At 56.1% G+C, this 21,204-nt stretch carries 19 protein-coding genes and 1 pseudogene; 8 read left to right on the plus strand and 12 right to left on the minus strand.

Annotated elements, in window-relative coordinates; genetic code table 11:
- Positions 1 to 2 precede the first annotated feature (2 nt).
- Positions 3 to 497: an NfeD family protein gene (locus CWI66_RS12900; protein ID WP_096921300.1), complete on the minus strand. Its 495-nt coding sequence runs from the start codon at positions 495 to 497 to the stop codon at positions 3 to 5.
- A gap of 190 nt (positions 498 to 687) precedes the next feature.
- Here CWI66_RS12900 and CWI66_RS12905 point away from each other — a divergent pair, with 190 nt between their 5' ends.
- From CWI66_RS12905 to CWI66_RS12930, 6 genes and pseudogenes are all read left to right on the plus strand, one after another.
- Positions 688 to 1,746, plus strand: coding sequence for a transposase (locus CWI66_RS12905; protein ID WP_016916420.1), 1,059 nt, complete (start codon positions 688 to 690; stop codon positions 1,744 to 1,746).
- A gap of 120 nt (positions 1,747 to 1,866) precedes the next feature.
- Entirely contained in the window at positions 1,867 to 2,547 is a 681-nt protein-coding gene (locus tag CWI66_RS12910) for a heteromeric transposase endonuclease subunit TnsA (protein WP_022521280.1), read from the plus strand.
- Positions 2,540 to 4,468, plus strand: a complete 1,929-nt coding sequence (locus CWI66_RS12915; protein ID WP_016916422.1) for a Mu transposase C-terminal domain-containing protein — start codon at positions 2,540 to 2,542, stop codon at positions 4,466 to 4,468. The genes CWI66_RS12910 and CWI66_RS12915 overlap by 8 nt, the downstream gene beginning before the upstream one ends.
- Positions 4,469 to 4,533: 65 nt before the next feature.
- Positions 4,534 to 5,336 (plus strand): annotated as a pseudogene (locus tag CWI66_RS12920) (TniB family NTP-binding protein).
- Positions 5,336 to 6,424 (plus strand): TniQ family protein, encoded by a 1,089-nt coding sequence (locus CWI66_RS18710; protein ID WP_081139052.1) that lies wholly within the window; start codon positions 5,336 to 5,338, stop codon positions 6,422 to 6,424. Before CWI66_RS12920 ends, CWI66_RS18710 begins: the two are co-directional and overlap by 1 nt.
- 518 nt (positions 6,425 to 6,942) lie before the next feature.
- Positions 6,943 to 7,848 carry a hypothetical protein gene (locus tag CWI66_RS12930; RefSeq protein ID WP_016916423.1) on the plus strand — a complete coding sequence of 302 codons (906 nt, stop codon included), beginning with the start codon at positions 6,943 to 6,945 and terminating at the stop codon, positions 7,846 to 7,848.
- Between the two features lie 126 nt (positions 7,849 to 7,974).
- Here CWI66_RS12930 and CWI66_RS12935 read toward each other — a convergent pair whose 3' ends face one another.
- The 7 genes from CWI66_RS12935 to CWI66_RS12970 form a co-directional block, all read right to left on the minus strand.
- Complete coding sequence (locus CWI66_RS12935) at positions 7,975 to 8,862, minus strand: L,D-transpeptidase family protein (protein ID WP_232710900.1); 888 nt, start codon at positions 8,860 to 8,862, stop codon at positions 7,975 to 7,977.
- Positions 8,863 to 8,901: 39 nt separating this feature from the next.
- On the minus strand, positions 8,902 to 9,657 hold the full coding sequence (gene istB / locus CWI66_RS12940) for an IS21-like element helper ATPase IstB (RefSeq protein ID WP_022522218.1): 756 nt from the start codon (positions 9,655 to 9,657) through the stop codon (positions 8,902 to 8,904).
- Between the two features lie 14 nt (positions 9,658 to 9,671).
- Positions 9,672 to 11,216 (minus strand): IS21 family transposase, encoded by a 1,545-nt coding sequence (istA, locus tag CWI66_RS12945; RefSeq protein WP_026001746.1) that lies wholly within the window; start codon positions 11,214 to 11,216, stop codon positions 9,672 to 9,674.
- 229 nt (positions 11,217 to 11,445) lie between these two features.
- Positions 11,446 to 11,733 carry a hypothetical protein gene (locus CWI66_RS12955; RefSeq protein ID WP_232710902.1) on the minus strand — a complete coding sequence of 96 codons (288 nt, stop codon included), beginning with the start codon at positions 11,731 to 11,733 and terminating at the stop codon, positions 11,446 to 11,448.
- A gap of 2 nt (positions 11,734 to 11,735) precedes the next feature.
- Entirely contained in the window at positions 11,736 to 13,268 is a 1,533-nt protein-coding gene (gene lnt / locus CWI66_RS12960; RefSeq protein ID WP_016916425.1) for an apolipoprotein N-acyltransferase, read from the minus strand.
- Positions 13,269 to 13,272: 4 nt separating this feature from the next.
- Positions 13,273 to 13,776, minus strand: coding sequence for a signal peptidase II (lspA, locus tag CWI66_RS12965; RefSeq protein ID WP_016916426.1), 504 nt, complete (start codon positions 13,774 to 13,776; stop codon positions 13,273 to 13,275).
- Entirely contained in the window at positions 13,773 to 15,959 is a 2,187-nt protein-coding gene (locus tag CWI66_RS12970) for a heavy metal translocating P-type ATPase (protein ID WP_016916427.1), read from the minus strand. Before CWI66_RS12970 ends, lspA begins: the two co-directional genes overlap by 4 nt.
- Positions 15,960 to 16,045: 86 nt before the next feature.
- Between CWI66_RS12970 and CWI66_RS12975 the strand changes: the two genes are divergently transcribed.
- Positions 16,046 to 16,504: a MerR family transcriptional regulator gene (locus CWI66_RS12975; RefSeq protein ID WP_022521290.1), complete on the plus strand. Its 459-nt coding sequence runs from the start codon at positions 16,046 to 16,048 to the stop codon at positions 16,502 to 16,504.
- 28 nt (positions 16,505 to 16,532) lie between these two features.
- Here the strand turns inward: CWI66_RS12975 and CWI66_RS12980 are convergent, their stop codons facing one another.
- The 4 genes from CWI66_RS12980 to CWI66_RS12995 all read right to left on the minus strand — a co-directional run bounded on the left by CWI66_RS12980 (position 16,533) and on the right by CWI66_RS12995 (position 20,122).
- Positions 16,533 to 17,315: a ZIP family metal transporter gene (locus CWI66_RS12980; protein ID WP_035556053.1), complete on the minus strand. Its 783-nt coding sequence runs from the start codon at positions 17,313 to 17,315 to the stop codon at positions 16,533 to 16,535.
- Positions 17,316 to 17,427: 112 nt separating this feature from the next.
- Positions 17,428 to 18,417 carry a M23 family metallopeptidase gene (locus CWI66_RS12985; protein WP_052196326.1) on the minus strand — a complete coding sequence of 330 codons (990 nt, stop codon included), beginning with the start codon at positions 18,415 to 18,417 and terminating at the stop codon, positions 17,428 to 17,430.
- Complete coding sequence (locus tag CWI66_RS12990) at positions 18,417 to 19,094, minus strand: DsbA family protein (RefSeq protein WP_022521292.1); 678 nt, start codon at positions 19,092 to 19,094, stop codon at positions 18,417 to 18,419. The genes CWI66_RS12985 and CWI66_RS12990 overlap by 1 nt, the downstream gene beginning before the upstream one ends.
- A 113-nt stretch (positions 19,095 to 19,207) precedes the next feature.
- On the minus strand, positions 19,208 to 20,122 hold the full coding sequence (locus CWI66_RS12995; protein WP_100731911.1) for a cation diffusion facilitator family transporter: 915 nt from the start codon (positions 20,120 to 20,122) through the stop codon (positions 19,208 to 19,210).
- A gap of 205 nt (positions 20,123 to 20,327) precedes the next feature.
- On the opposite strand from CWI66_RS12995, the gene CWI66_RS13000 reads away from it, so the two are divergent.
- Positions 20,328 to 21,125 (plus strand): bile acid:sodium symporter family protein, encoded by a 798-nt coding sequence (locus CWI66_RS13000; RefSeq protein WP_232710904.1) that lies wholly within the window; start codon positions 20,328 to 20,330, stop codon positions 21,123 to 21,125.
- The last annotated feature ends 79 nt before the right edge of the window (positions 21,126 to 21,204 follow it).

A 21,204-nucleotide genomic window follows, 5' to 3' on the forward strand; every position in this document is an offset into this window, starting at 1 on the left:
GGTTAAAGCTCCTTGCGTTGCGAATGGTTGTCCTGGGGAACCGGGTTGCTGGCAGGGGCCAGCATGACCAGGGCGGTGGTGCCCTCGAAACGTTTGAACACCACCGGAGTGCCGGAGGGCAGCTCGGTGGCTCCGCTCTCCAGCACGCGTAGTCGATAGAAGTCGCCATTGACCTTGATGCCGGTGGCATTATCGAAGTCGCGGGTCAGGGTGACATAGTGTTGGTTCTTTTCCACACCGGTACCGGTGGTGCCGTAGGCGACCCCCTTGGGCGAAAAGCGCGGGCGAATCACCATCACGCCCACGGGCACCAGAATACCCGCGAAGATGCCCATGCTGAGCAGTTGCCAGGGCAGTGTCAGCCCCAGTGCGGTGACGGCGGCGGTCAAGGCGGCGGCGATGCCCAGCGCCAGGAGGACCATGGCGCCAGAGGTCAGCTCGCCGAGACTGAGCAGCAGCGCGATGACTAGCCAAGTGTAGGCCGGATTCCAATCCATGAGCACTCCTTATCAAGTGGACTACCTCAAGGGTAACGTACCTTAGGCCTAGCGTCTCCCCACTTTTCCACAGGTGGTGCTGTAACTGCCTGAATAGCGTTGAAAATTTCAGTGCTATCAACGAGATCGGGGCTTTCCCGCCGGTATCATGTTGTTACCCCTAACACCATGAACCAAAAGGAAAGCCCCGATGCTTCAAGATGCCAAAGACCGCGCCAAATGGAAAGCTCGCCTGATCGACTGGTGTGACGACCTGTCGGATCACCTCGCTCGACCCGTCGTGAAGCTGGCGGCAGAAACGCTCTTTGGCATCCTGGCCAGCGGTAGTTTGCGCCAGGCCGAGATCGCCCGCGCCTTGAAGGAACCCTGTCGGCTACACCACACGCAGAAGCGGTTGTCGCGCATGCTGTCCCGGCACAGCGAGCTTGCCTGGGCCGCGGAGCAACTGCAGCTCCAGCGGATCACGCCCTATATCACCGATGACATGGTGCTGGCCATCGATCCGGGCGACCTGAACCGGGATGGCGCCCCGACCAGTGAATACCGAACCCGCGTTCGCGACGGTGATACCGGCGAGATCGTCGGCGGTTATCCGCTGATCAGCGTGGTGGCACGCGACCTGAAGCGGGGCACCACCTGGCCACTGCTCACGCGGCTGCTATCGCCGGCTCGCGGCGGCTACCGCAGTGAAAACACCGATATCCTGAGCGTGATGGATACCGTGCAGCGCCATGTGGAGGGCCGGCCACTGTGGGTCATCGATCGTGGCGGCGATCGAGGGCGGCTGTGGGATGCCTGGCTGCGCGCCGAGCGTCATGTGCTGGTCCGGGCCGCCAATCAGCGCTTCTGGCAGTGGCGAGATACCGCCAAGACGTCGCAGCAGATTGCCCGAGATCTGCCACTGAAGCACCGCGGCCACTTGCGCCGTGGGCAGCATATCCCGGTGCGGTTCGGCATCACCAAGGTCACACTGCGGGAGCATCCGGAGACGCCGCTGTGGATGATCGTTGTCGATCATGAGAAGTCGGAGCGCCTGGTGCTGGTGACGACGCGCCCGGTGCGTGGTCGCCGCCAAGGCGAGCGGATGATTCAGGCTTACCTGGATCGCTGGGCCTGCGAGGAGGGGTACCGGTTCACCAAGCAGGGGTTCGACCTAGAGGGTGTCCAGGCACGCCGTTTCACGACGCTGCAGAACCTGGTGGCGCTGGCCAGCCTGGCCTGGGCACTGCTTGTCATTTTCAGCAATTAGTGCGACCCTCAGGGCGTAATATCGGGCTATTATGGTAGTCTGTACAGGATTGAGTGCGACAGAATTAATAGCAATTGATGCGACAGGTCTTGTTTTATTCAACATTTGGTGCGACTGCCCATGCCACTGCCTACATCCGTTCGTAAAATCGGCCCTACCCGACGAAGTGTGTCTGGCTACTATGCCTTTCGCGGGGAGGAGTCTATTGCGTTCGAGTCGACGCTCGAACGTGATTTCCTCATCAAGGCTGACTTTGATGTGAGCGTCCTTGGTGTGATATCCCAGCCGTGCGAGATCCCGTTTCATCATCCCGTGACCGGTAGGCGCTACACCTACACACCTGACTATTTGGTTTATTACCGTCTCGGTAACCGTCATTACAGGGATTACCCAAAACCTCTCCTGGTGGAGGTCAAACCACGGGAAAAGTGGCAAGCACATTGGCGTGAATGGTCGCCTAAATGGAAGGCGGCGATACGGCATGCCAACAATGAGGGCTGGGCGTTTCGCATTCATGATGAAAGCCGCATTCGTGATAAGACCTTGGACAACATTACCTTCCTAGCGCGCTACAAGCGGATGGTGTTTCCCTCTGTCGAAAGCCAGGCAGTCCTCAACACGGTGAGGGAAATGGGGGTGGCGACCTTGGATTACCTGCTTTCTCGGCACTTTATGGGCGATATTTACCGGGCAGAGGGGATTGCGCATTTATGGCATCTACTGGCGACTCGGCAGTTAGATTGCGATATGGCCCAATCCTTCAGTCCTCTATCGGAGGTATGGGTACCCGATTATGAATAACCATCGTGGCAGCGCAACTGAACCCAATAACGGCGTCGCCCAAACACGCCAACACTTGCAGATTATGGTGGGTGAGCAGGTTCAGAAAGATGGCACCGTTTACCGAATTTCCCAGGTGCTCGATTTTGAGACAGTCATTGGCATTGCCGTTGAGTCCGGGCGTAGTTGCCCGCTTCGCATCAAAGAACTAGCGCCTCTCAATAGCGGGTCCGTATCCCCTGAGCAGGATATGTCCGAGATTGGGGATGCCGATTGGCGGGAGGCCGAGCATCGCTTTTCCATCATTAAGCCCTTGGTGGATCGCCATACGGTGGGGCGGGATGCAGCGGAGGAGCGTGCGAAACAAACGGGGGTTGATACGGCTACGATCTACCGTTGGTTGAAGCGGTATAAAGCGACGGGCTCGGTGCTCGCATTGATTCCTCAAAAGCCAGGGTGGAAGAAGGGAAAGTCGCGTATTCCCGCGCATGCCGAGGCAGTGATTCAGGAAGTCATCAAAGAGGTGTATTTGACGCTGCAGCGTCCGTCCGCACAAAAAGCGGTACAGGAAGTCATGCGGCGCTGCCATGAACGGCGCATCGACCCGCCGAGCCCTGGTACCGTTCGTGCTCGTCTGCGTGATATCCCAGAGCGTGACCGGTTGCGTGGCCATGGTTTTAGAGACAAAGCCATTAACAAGTTCCAGCCGGCTGCCGGAAAATTTCCCAATGCGGACTATCCGTTAGCCGTTATGCAGATTGACCACACGCCTGCCGATATTATTTTGGTCGATGACGTGTATCGCAAGCCGATTGGTCGCCCATGGATTACGTTGGCCATGGACGTGTTTACTCGCATGGTCACGGGGTATTACTTGTCGTTTGACCCGCCCTCTGAAACATCTGTCGGCATGTGTGTGGCGCACTCCATGCTTCCTAAAGATGAGTGGTTGCTACTGCATAATGTGGAGGCTGAGTGGCCGGTATGGGGCACACCCGCCACGATTCATGTCGATAACGGCCCAGATTTTCGCTCTGAGACGTTTCGGCGCTCATGCCTAGCCTATGGGGTCAACCTTGAGTTTCGGCCTGTTAAGCAGCCTCGTTATGGTGGCCACATTGAGCGGGTACTGGGCTCTCTTCTAAAGGAAATCCATAACCTGCCTGGGACGACCTTCTCCTCCATTAAAGAGAAAGAGGGATACGATCCAGAGAAGCACGCGGCCATGACGAAAAGCGAGTTTGAAGAGTGGCTGGTGACGTTGATTTGCAAGGTTTACCACCAGCGCCTTCATTCTGGGATTGGTATGTCGCCGATGAAAAAGTGGGAAATTGGTGTGTTTGGCAATGCGGATGTGCAGGGAGTGGGATTAGCGCCGAGGCCTGCTGACAGGCTCTCTGTATTGCTCGATTTTTTGCCCAGCTTTCAGCGTACGATCCAGACCTTTGGTGTGACCATCGATGGCATAAACTATTACGATGAAGCGCTAAGACCTTGGATCAATGCCAAAGATCCAGACATGCCAGACAAGAAACGCACCTTTGTTTTCCGGCGCGACCCTCGCGACATTAGTGTCATTTGGTTCAAAGACCCGGAGCTCGGGCACTATTTTCGCGTGCCCTTTGCCAATCTTGCCCTCCCCTCGATGAGTGTTTGGGAGTATGCCCAAGCTAAAGCGCGCCTTCGGCAGGAAGGAAGAAACTCGGTCAATGAGACTGAAATTCTACGCGCTATTAGTGAGCTGCGAACCCATGTGGAGGAGTCGCAAGCACGTACTAAGCGAAGTCGCCGTCAGGCACAACGACGTAAAGAGCATGAGAAGAAGGTGACGCCTGCAGATCCCCTTTTACATGCGCCCTCAACTGCGGCCCCTAAAGAGACACCCGCTCAAGGGGACGGTCTTTTAACGGGTGATATCGATGTGAACTGGGACATAGCATGAGCACACACCTTCATCCTGATCTTCGTCACGTCTTGGGGCTGTCCGCTAAAGAGCGAATGGAGTTTATGGATCAACCGCGCTGGTTGGGCTATCCATTGGCCAATCGTGTCATTGAGGTCATGCGTGGGTTGATGGAGAAGCCCAGTCGTCCTCGTATGCCTAACCTCTTGCTCGTGGGTGACTCCAACAACGGAAAGACAAGTTTCGTAAGCAGTACGGTGAAGGCTACGTGAATGAAGACGTAGAGCCCGTGAAGCCTGTTGTTGTCACTCAGGCTCCCCCGAGTGCCGATGAGAAAAGTCTGTATATCGCAGTGCTAGAGAGTTTCTGGGCTCCCTACCGGCCTACAGATCCTGTTCCCAAGCTGCGCTACCAGGTGATTCATCAACTGCGTGCTTGCCATACGCGCTTACTGATCATCGATGAGTTTCACTCTCTGTTAACCGGTGGTGCTGTTAAGCAGCGCGAAACGATGAATGCCATTAAGCTTTTATGCAATGAGCTAATGATTCCCATCGTTGGTGTGGGGACGCAAGATGCTGTGCGTGTGCTGCATTCAGACCCACAGCATGCGAGTCGCTTTGATGTGGTCGCGTTACCAAAGTGGGAGCTCAATCAGGAGTTTCAGAAGCTGCTCGCTGGCTTTGAGAAGATATTACCTCTCAAACATCCTTCCCAACTGCATGAGCCCCAATTGGCGACCCAGCTCCACGCGATTTCTGGCGGTAATTTGGGTGACCTGCACCGGCTGCTGATTGAGTGTGCAAATGCCGCTATTTTGTCTGGAGCTGAGTGCATCGATGAGAAAATTATTCAGAGTAAATCATGGGTGCGGCCCACCCGTGGCATTAGGGAAGTGATGCTGTAATGACCTGGGCGCTGAGTGTGCCCCTGCTGCCTGAGGAGTCCCTTTCATCATGGCTCGTTCGGGCGGCGTTGCGACAGGGGTGTGATCCTTTGTCGCTCACCGGGGCTATTTGGCCAACATGGCGTATATGGACGAGGGACATTGATAGGGAAATACCCCTCGCAAGAATGCGCCCATTAGTGAATGCCTCGGGGATATCTTCCGCTAAGTTTCAGAAAGCGGGGATGCGGGACGATTGTGAGAAAGTGGTCGGTTACTCGTTACCGGAAACCCGGACTTGGCCCTGGTTGTTGGCACTCGGCAGCCGAAATCGAACCCGCCATGGAGGACAACAGGTATGCACGTTGTGCTTGGCAGAGGACTCAACCCCCTACTTGCGCCGGCACTGGCGATTCGCTTGGCACACTGGGTGCCGCTTTCATGGGGTGCAGCTGGTAGATGAGTGCCCAGCATGCAAGGCCCCTATAGAGCCCCATCGCCTGACAGCGGAAGATCAACATTTAGCTCAATGCAGCCGGTGTCATAACGATTTTAGAAAGGCGGTATGCACGTCGCCTTTACCTGAAGCGTTCAGTGTTCAAGTGATGGCTGATCGTGTGTTAGAACAGGATAAGGTGACGTTTAGGCAGGCCTCTATCGCACCCGCCGATTGGTTTTCTATGGTGGCCTTTTTTATTGGCGTTATACGGCGTGCAAGTCGGCGGCCTGTGTCACCCCTGGCCGATGCGCTTCTTTCATTGGGCATTTCGGTTACGGATTGCCGAATGCCTGTGTCTGGCCTGGCGTTTGAGCTGCTGGCTGTCAGCGAGCGTAGTGCCTTATTGGTAGCGTTGGAACGCTTGCTCAGTATGGGCCTTGAAGAAACGTTCAGCGTTCTGGTCGCGTGCAATGTCAAAACGAGCGCGCTTCATGATCCCCGAAGGTCGCCCCCCGTTGTGTTGTTGCCGCTGCTATCACGGTTATCTCACCACCCTCATGGGCCGCATCGCCGCCGTGTTCCCCCGGCTTGTCGCCCCATGTCGGAACGCGCTGTTAGAGCCTCATGGGCGCGTTTAAAACGCAGAATGAAAGCGGAGCCAACCTCTTGAATCAACACCAAACGGTCGACTGCGATGAGTGTGGCCGAGAAGTCTCCAAATTGTGGCGACGCCATAAAGGGCACGGCTACTGTTCAACTTGCTATGCTCGTGTGTTTAAGCGGCGGATGTGCCCACGATGTGGTGAGTTAGCCCGTCTGCCTAAGAATGACCCAGACGCCGTCTGTCGTCAGTGCAACGTTGACAAACCGTGTGCACGATGTGGAAAAGCCAGTTCAGACTACAACATCGGCAAGGTCACTCCCTACGGCCCTGTCTGTATCGCCTGCGCTCCCTATTTCAAAGAACCAGAGCCCTGCGAGGCGTGTGGGAAAGCATCTCAACGTCTTACCCGAGTGGCGCGTATGGGGCATGATCATCGCTTATGTCCACGCTGTTCGACAGCAGACCACGGTACCTGTTCTGCATGTCGTCGACATCGTTTATTGGTGGTGGCACCCAACGGGGATGCGTTGTGCAAAGCCTGTAATGAGCAAGGGGAAATTGCCTGCCCATCGTGTGGTAATCCCATGCCAGCGGGTCGAGGTGATGCCTGTGAGCCCTGCTATTGGACGCGAACATGCCGTAAACGCATCACCATTGGCCAAGCCGGTATCACTACCAAAGCGTTAAGTGAGGCCTTTGGGGAATTTGGTGAATGGCTGATTCGTATCACTGGGCCGCATAAGGCTGCCCTCAAGATCAATCATTTCTTCTCGTTCTTCCTTGAGCTCGACCAGGCATGGTCACGGATACCGAGCTATTCGGAGCTACTTCATCACTTCGGGGCGGAGGGCTTGCGGCGTGTGAGGCTTCCCATGCGATGGTTGCATGAAGAGCAAGGGGTAGAGCCGGATCACCAAGCAAAGCGGATCGACTCAGAGAAAAGACGTATTCAAGCGTGTCTCAGTTCTATGCCGTTCGCTTCGCTATCAGACCAAGTGCTGCAAGCCTATTGGCTGCAATTGGAAACCCGTATAGAGGCGGGCAAAACGTCCCACACCTCCGCACGACTTGCACTAAGAGCGGCAGCCGCATTGCTACTCGCTACTGACCGGGAGGGGCAGCGACTGCCTCAACAGGGCGATGTGGACAACTATTTGCATGCGGTGCCCGGACAAGCAGCCTCGGTCACGGGGTTTACTAATTTCTTAAATCGCCAACATGCCACCACGTTGGCTCCTCGGGTGGATGTAAAACGGGCAAGAAAGCGGCGAAAAGAAACACTAGCCCGCACCCTGATGACGATGGCCCGGTGTGCTGATCAAGGAGAGGCCTGGAGGGAGGCATGGATCGTTGCTGCCATGGAGTATTTCCATGACACAAAATTAACGCAGAAAATGCTTCGACAACAGACCGTAGAGCGGACGACAGACGGGATACAGGTGGTAGTGGGTGGCGTTACCTACTGGCTGCCTCTGGATATTGAGTGCTAAGACACTGATAGCGCGCAGTCACTTGGAGGGCCCCGCGACTCTGTAGGCGAATGTCGCCCCGCCGTTTGGACGGGGCTATGGCTCTCTACCTATATGCCAGGGCTCAACGGGGTGCCAAAAGGCGTGTCATGACCGTTGAGATGACGTCAAAACCAGGTCTTCATAAATGCCCTTGATAGCCTTCTCTTCTGGGCTGTGGCGCTGTGGCTCCTGTTCCTGCTTTGGATGTAGTGGGGTTATAAGCCCGTTAGAGAGTGACAGGACATCGCTGAGCTGCTCGTAATCGAGGTTTACGTTATCGACATTGTATTGGTTAAGGCGTGTCATGGTCTCTGTGAGTGCGGTCATACTGTGCTCTTCTTCTCCAAGCGGCGGAAAGGCTTGAATCAGCGGCTGACCGCCTTCCCAACCTATCTTGATCGGCTGATTGATGATGTTGACTTGGGTGCCGGGTGGAATGCGGTCAAATATAGATTCGATGTCTTTGGGTAACATGCGGATACAACCTCGGCTTGCGCGCATGCCAATGCCATCGGGCTGGTTGGTGCCGTGAATCAAATAGCCATCGAAGCCTAGGATGATGGCATGGTCTCCTAGCGGGTTATCGGGGCCGGGCGGTACAACGCTTGGTGCGGTTTCGCCGCGTGCTTCCGCTTCACGTTTTACCGACTCAGGCGGGTACCATGCGGGGTTTTTAATGTTCATGGTGGTCTCGGTCACACCAAGGGGTGTATCAAACCCTTCGCGACCGATGCCGATAGGATAGGTCTCAACGCGCGGTGTCTCACCGGTTTTGACATCTGGGTAGTAGTAAAGCCGCAGCTCGGCGATATTGATGACGACCCCAGTACGCTCGACATTCGGCAGGATGAAGCGTCCTGGAATGGTTACTTCAGTACCCACTCCGGGCACCCAAATACTGACCTCTGGGTTAGCACGTACAATCTCCTGGTAGCCAAGTGCGTATTCCGGCGAACGTGACCGGTCATTCCGGTGATCGTGACCGATTTGCACACGGCCTTCACGCTGGAGAGAGTTTTGTACGCTGAGCGGTCACGATGGGTCAACCGATTCCGTTTTTTGTGCGTTGGTTTTTCTCAGTGATTCCCCTTTCAGATTGAGTCGGTGAGCGCCGTGCAGGAGCCGATCCATGATGGCGTCTGCCAGCGTGGCGGAGCCGATGTAGTCATGCCAGTGCTCCGTGGGTAACTGGCTGGCGATGAGGGTGGAGCCCCGCCCGTGTCGGTCTTCGATTACTTCCATCAGGTCCTGCCGCTGCTGCGCCGTGATCTTCTGCATGCCCCAGTCATCCAGGATCAGCAGGTTGGTCTTCAGCAACTGGTTCATCAGCCGACCGTAGCTACCATCACCGTGCGCGATGCGCACCTGCTCGAACAGGCGCGGCACTCGCAGGTAGCGCACCGAGAGGCCTTGCCGGCAGGCCTGATTGCCCAGGGCACAGGCCAGCCAGGTCTTGCCGCAACCGGTAGGCCCGGTGATGCACAGGTTCAGGGACTGGCGGATCCAGTCGCTGCTCGCCAGGGCCGCCATACGCGAGCGTTCCAGTCCCCGGGGATGACGGTAATCGATGTCTTCGATGCACGCCGGCACGCGCAGGCGGGCGGCCTTGAGCAGCCGGTCCAGCCGACGGTTTTCCCGGTGCAGCACCTCCCGATCCACTAACAGGGCAAGGCGTTCCTCGAACGCCAGGTCGTGGGTTTCCGGTTGGGCGCGTTGTTGTTCCAGGGCATCGCCCATGCCCGTCAGCTTGAGGTGGCGCAAGGTATCGAGGGTGTTGTGCGTTAGCATACGTTTCTCCGGGATCAGTGGTAGTAGTGGGGGCCGCGAACGTTGGTGTGAACCGGCAGCTCGGTCAGTTCCGGTGGCTCCTCGACCAACGGCAGCGGTAACTGATCCAGCCCCTGCTTCAGGATCGAGGTGATGCTCTGGTAACTGGCGGAGTGGATGGCCAGCGCCCGGGCACAGGCCTGCTCCAGGCGATCACGACTGTAGCGCCGACTAAGGTTCAGAAGTCCCAGGCAGGCGCGGTAACCATGTTCCGGATGAGGCCGATCCTTGAGCTGCTTCTGCACCACGCCCAGCGTGCCGGGGCCGATGTCATTGGCCCAGTTCAGGAACCGTCCCGGTGACCAGTTCTGATGGGCCTGGTGCGATTTAGGCATGTGTTCAGTCAGGGTGGCGAAGCGGCCCTTACCATGACGAGGATGTAGCGCCACTCGCTGCCCTTTGTGCATGACCTCCACGGAGGTGTCGGTCACCCGAACGTCCAGCTTCACCCCCACCAGGGCGTGGGGCACGCTGTATAGCCGCTTCTCGATCTCGATGTGATAGTCGATACCCGGCCGTGCCTTACGCCACTCGGCGTAGGTGTAGGGCGTGGCGGGGAGTGGTCGTAGTGCCGGTCGGTCGAGGGCATCGAACAGGCTTTGACGACTCTCTGTCCGTCCTTGGAACGGGCGCTGGTTCAGCGCTGGTAACAACGCGGCGATGGCGGCGTTCAACTCGGCCAGAGAGAAGAACGTCTGGTGCCGTAACCGGGCCAGGATCCAGCGCTCGACCAACAGCACGGCGGCTTCAGCCTTTGCCTTGTCCTTGGGCTTGTAGGGACGCGCGGGCAGCACCGCCGTCTGATAGTGAGCAGCCAGTTCAGCGTAAGTCTCGTTGATCTTCGGGGTGTAACGGTCCGCCTTGGTGACCGCTGCCTTGAGGTTGTCCGGAACCAGCAGTGCCGGCACCCCGCCGAAGAACGTCAGCATCCGTTGGTGGGAGGCGATCCAGTCCGGCAGGCTCTGGCTCCCGGTGGCCTCGGCGAAGGTGTAGCTGGAGGCGCCAAGCACGGCGACAAAGACCTGGGCCTGACGCATCTCTCCGGTGCTCCGGTCCACCACCGGCACGGTCGGTCCGCAGTAATCGATAAAGACCTTCTCGCCGGCCCGGTGAACCTGGCGCATGCTGCGCCGTTGCCGCCCCCGCCAGAGCCGGTAGTGGTGGCAGAATTGGCTGTAGCGGTAGGCCTTGTCGCCGTGGCGTTCCGTGTACTCGGCCCAGAGCAGTTGCAGGGTAACGCCCTTGGTCTTGAGTTCCTGATGAACCTGGAAGTAATCCGGCTCAGCAAAGCGTGAGGGCGGTGCCTTGACGGGGAACAGCCGTGCTTCCAGCCAGGCCTCATCAGCATCCTCGGGCAACGGCCAAGTGATGCCCTTCGCCTGGGCCTGGCTGACGTACTTGCCGACCACGCCTTTGGAGAGACCACAGGCGCGGGCAATGCGGTCGTGGCTCAGGCCTACTTCGTGCTTGAGGCGCAAGACCTCGATGATCTGTCGCATGGAAATCCTCGCAGCCGGCATCCGCACTTCCTCGTGATGAAAAAGAAGGGTATGCCGAATAAAGTTAAAGAATTCCAGCGTGTTGGATGTGATTCCGGGGGAACGTGACCGATGATTCCGGCAACGTGACCGGCGATTCCGGCAACGTGACCGGCGATTCCGGAAAACTGCCCAAAATCGGTCACGATAAAACGGAATGCGCGGTCACCATCATCCAGAACAGACGGTCACGTTCAAACGGAATGGGCGGTCACGATAGGGCGGAATACGCACCAAGGTTGTGACGTCTGGCAATATCAATCAGAGTATCCTCGTAATTCTTCACGATGAAGGTGTCAGCCTCTCCGATAATATTGCCTTCCTCAGGTAGCGGGTAATGCCCCTTGGGCCATTCCGTCTCCTGGGCAGTGGAAGGTTGTGCCGCCATGGCGACAGGGAGCCATGCCAGAAACGAAACCATCACACTCACGATGAAGCCGATCTGCATTGGCCATGGGAGGAATCTCTTAAGTATTGCTGCGTTCTTTGCCAAGAGCATCGCTAGGTTCCTTTTTCATCTAATGCGTCGTTTTTTGATCGAGATAAGTTCAGTTGTAACCCGAGCAGTGTCAGCACCGCAGCGAGTATCCAAGCGGGGCCACTACCGGTGCGTGTGAAAGGAGTTAGGCCCTGCATCGGGGTCACCTCGCCCGTTAAACTGGCCTGTTCAAACTGTGGGGCACGGGCTGTGACGTGACCTTGTGAATCGATGATGGCCGTCACGCCATTACTGGTAGCTCGAAGTAGGTGACGACCATTTTCTAAGGCACGTAGACGCGCCATTTGAAGATGTTGGTGTGGGCCAATGGAGCGCCCAAACCACGTATCGTTGGAAACCGTTAATAGCAGCTCGGCATTACGCGCCTGTTGGGCGACATGGTCGGCAAAAATGATTTCGTAACAAATGGCATTGCCAATGGTGGCTCCAGCCACGTGTAACGGAGCCTGTTCGCCTGACCCTGGGGTCAGGCGAGGTACTGGCAAGTCGAAAAAAGCAAGGGTGCCAGCGAGGAGACTTTGGAATGGCAAATACTCGCCAAAGGGCACCAAGTGCGCCTTCTGGTATTCGCCCTGCACATCATTTAGCCCTATGACGCTGTTATAAGAGCGCCCTTCACTGTCGCGTTGCAAAATGCCGGTCAACAAGGCGGTGTCAGGCCCCAGGTCGGACGCTACTTGCTCAAGTATTTGCTGTGCTTCCTGCTCAAGCATGGGAAGGGCTGCCTCAGGCCAAACGATGAGATCGATATCCCTTGCTTGCTCCCGTGTCATCGTCGTGTAGATACTGATCGCTTCGCGCTGCCCTTGGGCAGTCCACTTAATGCGCTGGTCAAGATTCCCTTGCAGCAATGCCACCCGGATGGGCTTGCCAGCCGGGGTTGTCCATTGGGCGGGCAATAGGAATGGAACGATCCACAAGGCGGCCATTGGGACAAGGAAACTCCAGCGGCGACGCAGTACCTCTACCCCTAACGTACCTGTCAGCGCGGTCATGAGTGACAGCAAGTACACACCACCAACGGGCGCCCATGGGGCTAGTGGAGAATCAATCTGAGAGGTGCCCAGCAATAACCAGGGAAAGCCGGTGAGCATCCAAGTGCGTAGCCATTCGCTCACCACCCACATACCGGCAAAGCTAAGAAAGGCGAACCGTGGCCCCGTGATGCGTCGATAGAGCCCAAAGGGGACTGCAAAGAAGAGCGCCAGGACGCTGACAAAAAGAGTGGTGAGGAGCATCGCCACCAAGGCCCCGGTGCCACTGAAATCGTGAATAGCAACGAAGACCCACGACGTGCCTGAACCGAACAGGCCTACCCCATAGCACCACCCACGCAGGGTGGCCATGGCGGGCGTTAGCGACGCTATTCTCCAATAGACCAGTGCCACGCTCACTGGGCCAAGCCACCATAGGGAAAAGGGGGCGGCACTCAAGGTGGTCAGCACCCCAGCGGCGAGCGCTACAACGCAATCGACTATTGGTGAGGAGCGCCCAGCAAAAAGCGTATATTCTTTATCTTTATCGACCACATCCATAGCGTTACTCAGAGCGCTTAAAAGCAGGACTTTCACGCCATAACGCCACCGCGAACATCAATACACCGGCAAATAGCGCGATATCGGCCATGTTAAAGGCGGGCCAATGCCATTCGCCCCAGTAAATGTCCAGATAGTCGACGACGTACCCTCGCGCTAAGCGATCAACAGTATTACCGAGCGCGCCGCCAAGAATCAGGCTGTACGCACAGGCCTCCAAGCGCGACAGGGGTTTGCATAGCTGCACAACCAATACGACGACCACCACCAACGCTAAACCAAGAAAGAGGTAGCGCTGCCAACCCCCTGCTTCTGCGAGAAAGCTGAAAGCGGCTCCTGTGTTCCCGGTATAAACCCAGTTAAAAAACGGCGTTAGCGGAATGACTTGGCCAAACGACATCTGGGCATGCACAATTTCCTTGACCAGTTGATCGGCTAGAGCCATCACGCAAGCTAATGTGAACCATGGCCAGCGACGTGAAGGGCTATCGTTTGGCGCTGTTCTCATGACGTTGTTTTTCCTTGTGACAGGCCTGTCATTGCGGTACTGGGCGAAAAGCGGTAACCCAGCAGTCGCATGGCGTTCAACGTCACCAGGACGGTAGCACCGGTATCGGCCATCACCGCAATCCACATGCCGGTAATACCCAGCGCCGTTGTAACTAGGAAAATGGCTTTTAAGCCAAGGGCGAGAACAACGTTGGTTTTCACATTGCGCAGCGTGGCACGAGAGAGGTCTATCAGCTCAGCGATGCCGGTAACGCGGTTCTTGAGCAAGGCTGCATCGGCGGTTTCCAACGCCACATCCGTGCCACCCCCCATCGCGATACCCACATCTGCTGCCGCGAGTGCCGGTGCATCGTTGATGCCATCACCTACTTTACCGATGGGGCCACGGCCTGCCGCTTGCCAGTCTCGAACATACGCTGCCTTGTCTTCAGGCATTAGTTCGCCGTACGCTTCAATGCCTAAGCGACCCCCCGTGGCAGCGACGGTGCGGGCATTATCACCGCTGAGCATGACCGCCTGTACGCCTAAACGGGATAGCGCCGCTAGGCCTTCAATGGCATCTTCGCGTGGCTCATCGCGAACCGCGATCAAGCCCAGTAAACGCTCGCCTTCGACGAGGAGAGCGAGGCTCTTACCGGCTTCTTCTAACGCGACAATTCGAGCACTGAGACTTTCCTCAAGGATGACTTTCTCGTGAAGGTGACGAGGCGTCATTAAGCTCAGCTCGCGACCCTCCACCTGGCCGGAAACACCGCGCCCCGCCAGAGCGCGGCTGCCAGTGACGGTGGGGAGGTTGATGCCCGACTGTCTGGCATGCTCAACGATAGCCGTGGCGATAGGGTGACTGGAATCCCGCTCTATTGCGGCGGCGAGCCGCAATACGCTGTTATCGTCTTCCTCAGCAATCCAAGACTCCACATCTGTGACTCTTGGGGTACCCGCAGTGAGGGTGCCCGTTTTATCTAATGCCACCAAGCGAAGCTTACCTAACTGTTCAAGAACGGCTCCCCCTTTGATCAGTAGTCCGCGCCGAGCGCCCGCCGAGAGACCTGCGGCGATGGCGGCTGGGGTAGAAATGACCAACGCGCAGGGGCATGCGATTAACAGCAATGCTAACGCACGGTAAATCGACTCCGACCATGCCATGGTCGATACCAGCGGTGGCACTATCGCCATCAGTAGGGCGAGTAAGACGACGGCGGGCATATAGTAATACGCAAAACGATCAATAAAGCGTGCTATCGGTGCCTTGGCGGCCTGTGCTTCTTCAACCAGACGAATAACGCGAGCGATCGTATTGTCATCAGCGCCTCGTGTTACCTCCACCTCCAGGGCGGCATCAAGATTCACTGTGCCAGCAAAAATGTCATCACCAGGCGCTCGCGAACGGGGTATGGACTCGCCGTTTACCGGCGACTCGTCAATGTCGGAGGTGCCCACCAGGATGCGTCCATCGCAGGGTACGCGATCACCGGGCCGCACCAGCACACGCTGCCCGGGTTTAAGTGACTCCGCCGAGACGTCACGCAGCTGGCCATTGTCCATCAGCCTCGCCGTTGAGGGTGTTAAATTTGCCAAGGCTGAGATACTGCGGCGCGCTCGTGAAGCAGCTACCCCTTCGAGTAGCTCACCTACGGCGAACAAGAACACGACCATCGCAGCTTCAGCGGCAGCATTGATGGCCAATGCGCCAAGCGCAGCGATGCACATCAGCATCTCGATGGTAAAGGGATTGCGCATTTTGAGGGCGCCCCAGGCACTCTGCGCAATGGGTATTAAGCCGACTAGCGTGGCCAAAATGAAAGGCATATTACCCAGCGCAGGCCATGCTAAACGAAGCGCGAAGGCCACTATCAGCAGATTTCCTGTGATAATGACCAAGCGCCCTTTAGCGGTTTGCCACCAAGAGGATGAAGCACCAGATGCGCGTGTTTGGCCATCATGGGAAGCCACTTGATAGCCTAGTTCGTTCAGGATGCCCTCAATGGTCTTTCGCGAGGGGGCCCCGTGATCGTGGTGGTGAATCTTCACTGATCCCGTGACCGAGCTTGCCGTGACTTCCTCAATGCCTTCCAGTCGCTCTAGCGCCGATACAACCTTGCGCTCACAACCGCCGCAGTCCATGCCTTCAACACGCAGCGTCAAGGTGGTAGGCGCTGTTGTCGGCGTTGATGTTTTCATGGTGCCTCTCCTGCCAATGGGCTATGGTTTTTAAGTGTAAACCTTGTAGCAACTACAGCTTCAAGCCCTGCCTAAGGAGTTTTACCATGTCGATGATCGGCCAAAGTATCAGCATTGGTGAGTTAGCACGACGAGCCGATTGCAAACCTGAAACGGTTCGCTATTACGAGCGTATTGGGCTGTTGCGCGATGCGACACGAACCGGTGGGGGGCAGCGCCGCTATGGAGACGACGCTGTGCGGCGCTTGACCTTTATTCGTCATGCCCGAGACTTTGGCTTTTCGGTGGAGTCAGTGCGAGAGCTTTTGGCCATGTCAGATCAACCTGATATGCCTTGCCAAGAAGTCGATGCCATCGCCACGCATCACCTAAAGAAAGTGGAGTCCCGCCTTCAACGACTGTCCATACTGCGTGAGGAGCTTCAACGGATGGTCACGCAGTGTGCCGGTGGTAAAGTGGAAAGCTGCCGAATCATTGAGGTCATCAGTGATCATCAGCTCTGTATCACTGAAAAATCGCACGGAGGGGCTCACGACTTAGGTTAGCACTAACGCTACGCCCCACGCCCAATGGTTAGCCCAGCGAAACATCCAAAAACAGCATGAGTACCAATCCGATAGAGAGGCCCAGCGTGGCCTTTTTTTGGTGCCCGCTTCGATGAGTTTCGGGAATAATCTCATGACTGATCACATACAACATCGCCCCCGCTGCAAAGGCCAACCCCCAGGGCAGTAGCGCTTGTGACATGCTGATGACTCCAGCGCCTAATAAGCCACCCAACGGCTCAACAAGCCCCGTAAGGGCGGCAATCGTCCATGACCGCCAACGTGAATAGCCCACGCCTAGCAGTGATACTGCTACGGCCAGTCCTTCTGGGGCATTCTGAAGTCCAATGCCAATCGCTAGTGGAATGCCTCCTTCGCTTCCCCCTGCGCCGAAGGCCACGCCAACGGCCAGCCCTTCTGGCAGGTTGTGTATCGTAATGGCAATAATAAACAACCAGATACGACGTAGTGAGGCAGCCTCTGGCCCTTCTCGCCCCTGTTCGAAGTGCTCATGAGGTAAGAGTTCGTTCAGTAGTGCGACCATTCCAATCCCTAGCAAGATGGCCGCACAGGCAATGGCAGCAGGTACCACGCTACCTCCGTAACGCAGCTCCGAGGCTTCTAAGGAGGGTATGATCAGTGAGAAGAAAGAGGCCGCTAGCATGACGCCAGCGGCGAACCCCAACGCTAAATCGCGAACACCACGATTCGGTCTTTTGGTAAACAAGACAGGAAGCGCCCCGACAGCCGTCATCAAGCCCGCGGCAAGGCTTCCCAATACCCCCATGGTGACGAGAGAAACCTCTTCCATACCGATTACCTGTCTTGTGGTAGATGAGTGATCACAGCGCTAGGATTCCATAACGAGGCAAGCACACGTTCACGTTACTAACAATCCATGCAACGTTGCTAAGCACGGGTGGTTACGGCTCGTTAAACGAGATCAAGTCATAAATGGACGCCGTGCCGATAGCTTGTTCCAAGCGATCTCTTGCCTCGTAAAGTGACGCTTGATATTCACCTTGAGTCGGCTGCTCACCCAACATGATGCGTTGACCTTGACCAAGGGGATCAACAGGCTGGTTATTGACTCTCACTTCGTAATGCAGGTTGGGGCCCGTGGCGACCCCGGAGGAACCTACCTCTCCGAGCGACTCTCCCGCATTGACTAAATCCCCAACCACTAGCTGTGGGGAGAATCGGCTAAGGTGTGTGTAGCGACTAATGGCCCCTGTGTCGTGCTCCACCTCGATCACCTGCCCATATCCCCCTTGGCGACCCATAAAGAATACGCGCCCAGGTGCGGTGGCAATGACCGGCGTTCCTGTCGGCGCAGCCAAGTCAATTCCATTATGAGGACGCATCCCTCCATACACAGGATGTCGCCGATTCCCAAAGCGAGACGTTAAGCGGGCACTAAGCACGGGCAACCGCAACGTGCCTAGCAGTGTGTCGCTTTTGAAAAGAGCTACGTCCCCCTTTTGGGTGACCGGCCATATGACCTCCAAGGGCTCTGCCTGATCAGGCAGAGCGGCATAACTGAGGCGTGGTGGCCCAACACGGGCGCCGTCCTGGCGTCGATCTTCCTCCCACACTAATTGAATACGTTCACTGCCAGAAAACTCCAGCGGCGCTGCTATAAACTCGCTGAGCAGTGTTTCCAGTTTAGTGGCGAAACGCGTTGGGACACCTTCTGCTGCCAAGGCCTCGTAGAGAGTGGTATTAATGACGACATCACGCCCAAAGGTTAGGGTATCAACGCTATCGAGCGGTAATGTGCCTTCTTGCTCGCTAGCCGCCTGTAACTTGACAGGGCTAAGTTCAGACGGAGGCAATGACAGATGCGTTTGCCAATTGGCTTCGGCTAGCAAGGGGTAAAAGCCCACCAAGCCTAGTAACCACCAGCGCTGCATCACTGGCCATCCTCTTCCCCAGAGATCTCCGCTACTTCACTCTCGACGGCATCAATCAGCTCTTGCATACCAAAGGGGTCTAAAGGCTCGCCATTGACAAAAAAGGTAGGTGTTTGGCGAATCTGATTGGCTCTGACATCCGCCATGTCTTGGTCAATCACCGCCTGCACCTCAGCAGAAGTCAGTTGCTCTTCGGCAGCCGCTAAATCAAGGCCTCCTTGGCTCGCGATATCGAGGATAGCGGATTCATCAAAACTGCCATGTGAAGCCCATTGATCCTGGCGAGCCAGCAGCCTCTCCAGTACCGGTTCAAAGACGCCCTGACGACGAGCAACTTCTAATACCCGAATGGCCTTGTCCGATACGTCGCCGTGGAAAGGAGTGTAGCGCACGATGAGCCGCACTTTTTCTGGGTAGGTTTCCAGAATACTTTTTGTCAGGGGATAGAAAGCACGGCAGGCTTCGCAAGCCGGATCGAAGAATTCCACAATCGTCACCGGCGCGTCTTCTCGTCCCAAGATGGGGGAGTGTGAACGCACCAAGGAGTCCTCGGCCTGGACACCGCTCTCTTTTGCTGCCTGAGCTTGCATGTCTAAGAGGGCAGGCTTCGATACGGCGACGATCGCAGCGGTCAGCATTAACGTACCGGCCAATATAAAAGACGCTTTTTTGAACATGTTTCTCTCTCTGTCTCAACGATGGGGTGGAAAAGTAGGGTTGAAAAATAAGCCAATCGCTATGGGAGTAAGCTACTCGCTATCTACCTGAGCTGGGAGCCGGCCTCGGTCTGTCACTCATGCCCATATAGATTGGCATTTTGATGCGCGTGGTCACTATGCTCAAACTCTAGGCTGGAATGAGCAATATTGAAGCGCATTTTAAGCTGCTCCTTGATCTCTGCTTTGACGGATTCAAGCTGCTGCCAGCCGGTTTCTGTCAGAACCACGTGGCAGTCAAGGGCTGCCATGTTTTCCTGCATCTGCCATAGATGCACATGGTGAATATCCTGGACTCCCTCGATATCTCGTACGGTCTCAACGACTGCCTGCCCGTCAATGTCCGGGGGAGATCCCAGCATTAGCGTACGGATAGGGCCGCCAATTTCAGAGAAGGCTAGGTAAAGAATATATAGCGCAATCCCTATCGTGATCGCGGGGTCCACCCAGCGCATGTCGTACAGTAAAATAAGCGAACCACCGATAATCACGGCGATGGAGGCAAACGCATCCGATAAGTTATGCAGAAAAAGGGCGCGGATATTGACACTCTCTTTTTGCATTGACCACGTGAGCATGGCGGTAAGGGCATCGACGACGAGCGCGACGCCACCAATAATCACGATCGTCCATCCCTCTATCTCAGGGGGATCGACCATCCGCATAGCGCCTTCGTAAATCAGGTAGACACCGACAATAATGAGGGTGGTGTAATTGATGAGTGCTGCCACTATCTCGATGCGGCCATAGCCAAAGGTCATATGCACATCGGCAGGCCGTCTGGCGATTTTACGAGCAGCAAAGGCAATGACTAATGCTGCCATGTCAGAAAAGTTATGTAACGCATCAGCGATCAGCGATAGGCTCCCCGCCATAATGCCACCGACGATTTGAGCGATGGTTAAGAGCCCATTGGCCCAAATGGAGATGCTGACGCGCCGGTCGCCAGAGGCAGGATCAATGTGGGGATGATCATGATGATGTCCCATCTGTTACCTTCTCTCGAATTATCTGTTCTTGGTACTATAAAACCTCTAGCAACTAAAGCTTCAACCCTTGAGCATTATCTATTTGCATCGCTGGATTGGGAAGCACGTCCCTAGCTACCAAGCGAGCCATGGCGCGCTGGGCCGAAGGTGATCATGTTTTAGGTGCGGGGCTCAATCCACTTCAACCGGTAACGTCTAATCCACCATGGGTAGATTCATTTATTTTGTCGAGGCGCACCTTGTCTGGTTTGTAATCGTCGTCGCGGGGGGAGGCTTACTCTTTCCGGCCACCGGAATAATGCTTAAGTTCGCGATTGGGCCATTACTGGCATTACTGATGTTGATTATCAGCCTCACATTCGATGCGCATGCAGTGCGCATCGTGTTCCGAAAGCCGTCACGGCAGTTGTTGGCATTGGGGCTGGTCTATGGGCCTATGTCGATTGCCGGGTGGCTAACGGGCCGTCTATTTTTTGGAAGCGGCCCGCTGGCTGCTGGCCAAACCTTGCTCGGCACGCTGCCGACAGATGTGTCCTCTCCTCTTTTGGTACTGATGGCAAAAGGCAATGTGGCGCTTGCCGCTGTTTTCAACGCAGTCAACACCGCGTTATGTCCGTTTATTGTTCCCTTCCTGTTTTTATGGCTCACCGGCCTTCAGTTAGACGTGCCGCTTGGATCAATTATTCTTGAATTAACACTAATCGTGCTTCTTCCTACCGTGATTGGGGTCAGCTTGCGTACAAAGTTCTCGGCTTTCTTTGCACGGCATGATTCAGCGTATGCAGGGATAGGGTCGATTCTGTATCTGCTGATCCTACTCGCCGTGGTCGGGCCGAATGCCACCACGATCATTGGCTATGGCTGGTATGCGTTTGTGATTGCGGGCGCGGCCCTGTGCCTCAATTTGATTGGGTACCTGGTAGGTATGTCCTCACGGTTACCTGAATCCGTGAGACCGGCCCTCGGAAGCACTTCTAACCCACTGACCTGCATGGCAATATAGCCATTATCGCCATTCACCCAGACAGTGCCATGCCCAACATAAAGTTCCGCGCCAGTCACCGCACCCTCACCAGCCACGC

It is taken from the genome of Halomonas sp. 141, from assembly GCF_002810305.1.
In the GTDB taxonomy this organism is placed as follows: domain Bacteria; phylum Pseudomonadota; class Gammaproteobacteria; order Pseudomonadales; family Halomonadaceae; genus Vreelandella; species Vreelandella stevensii.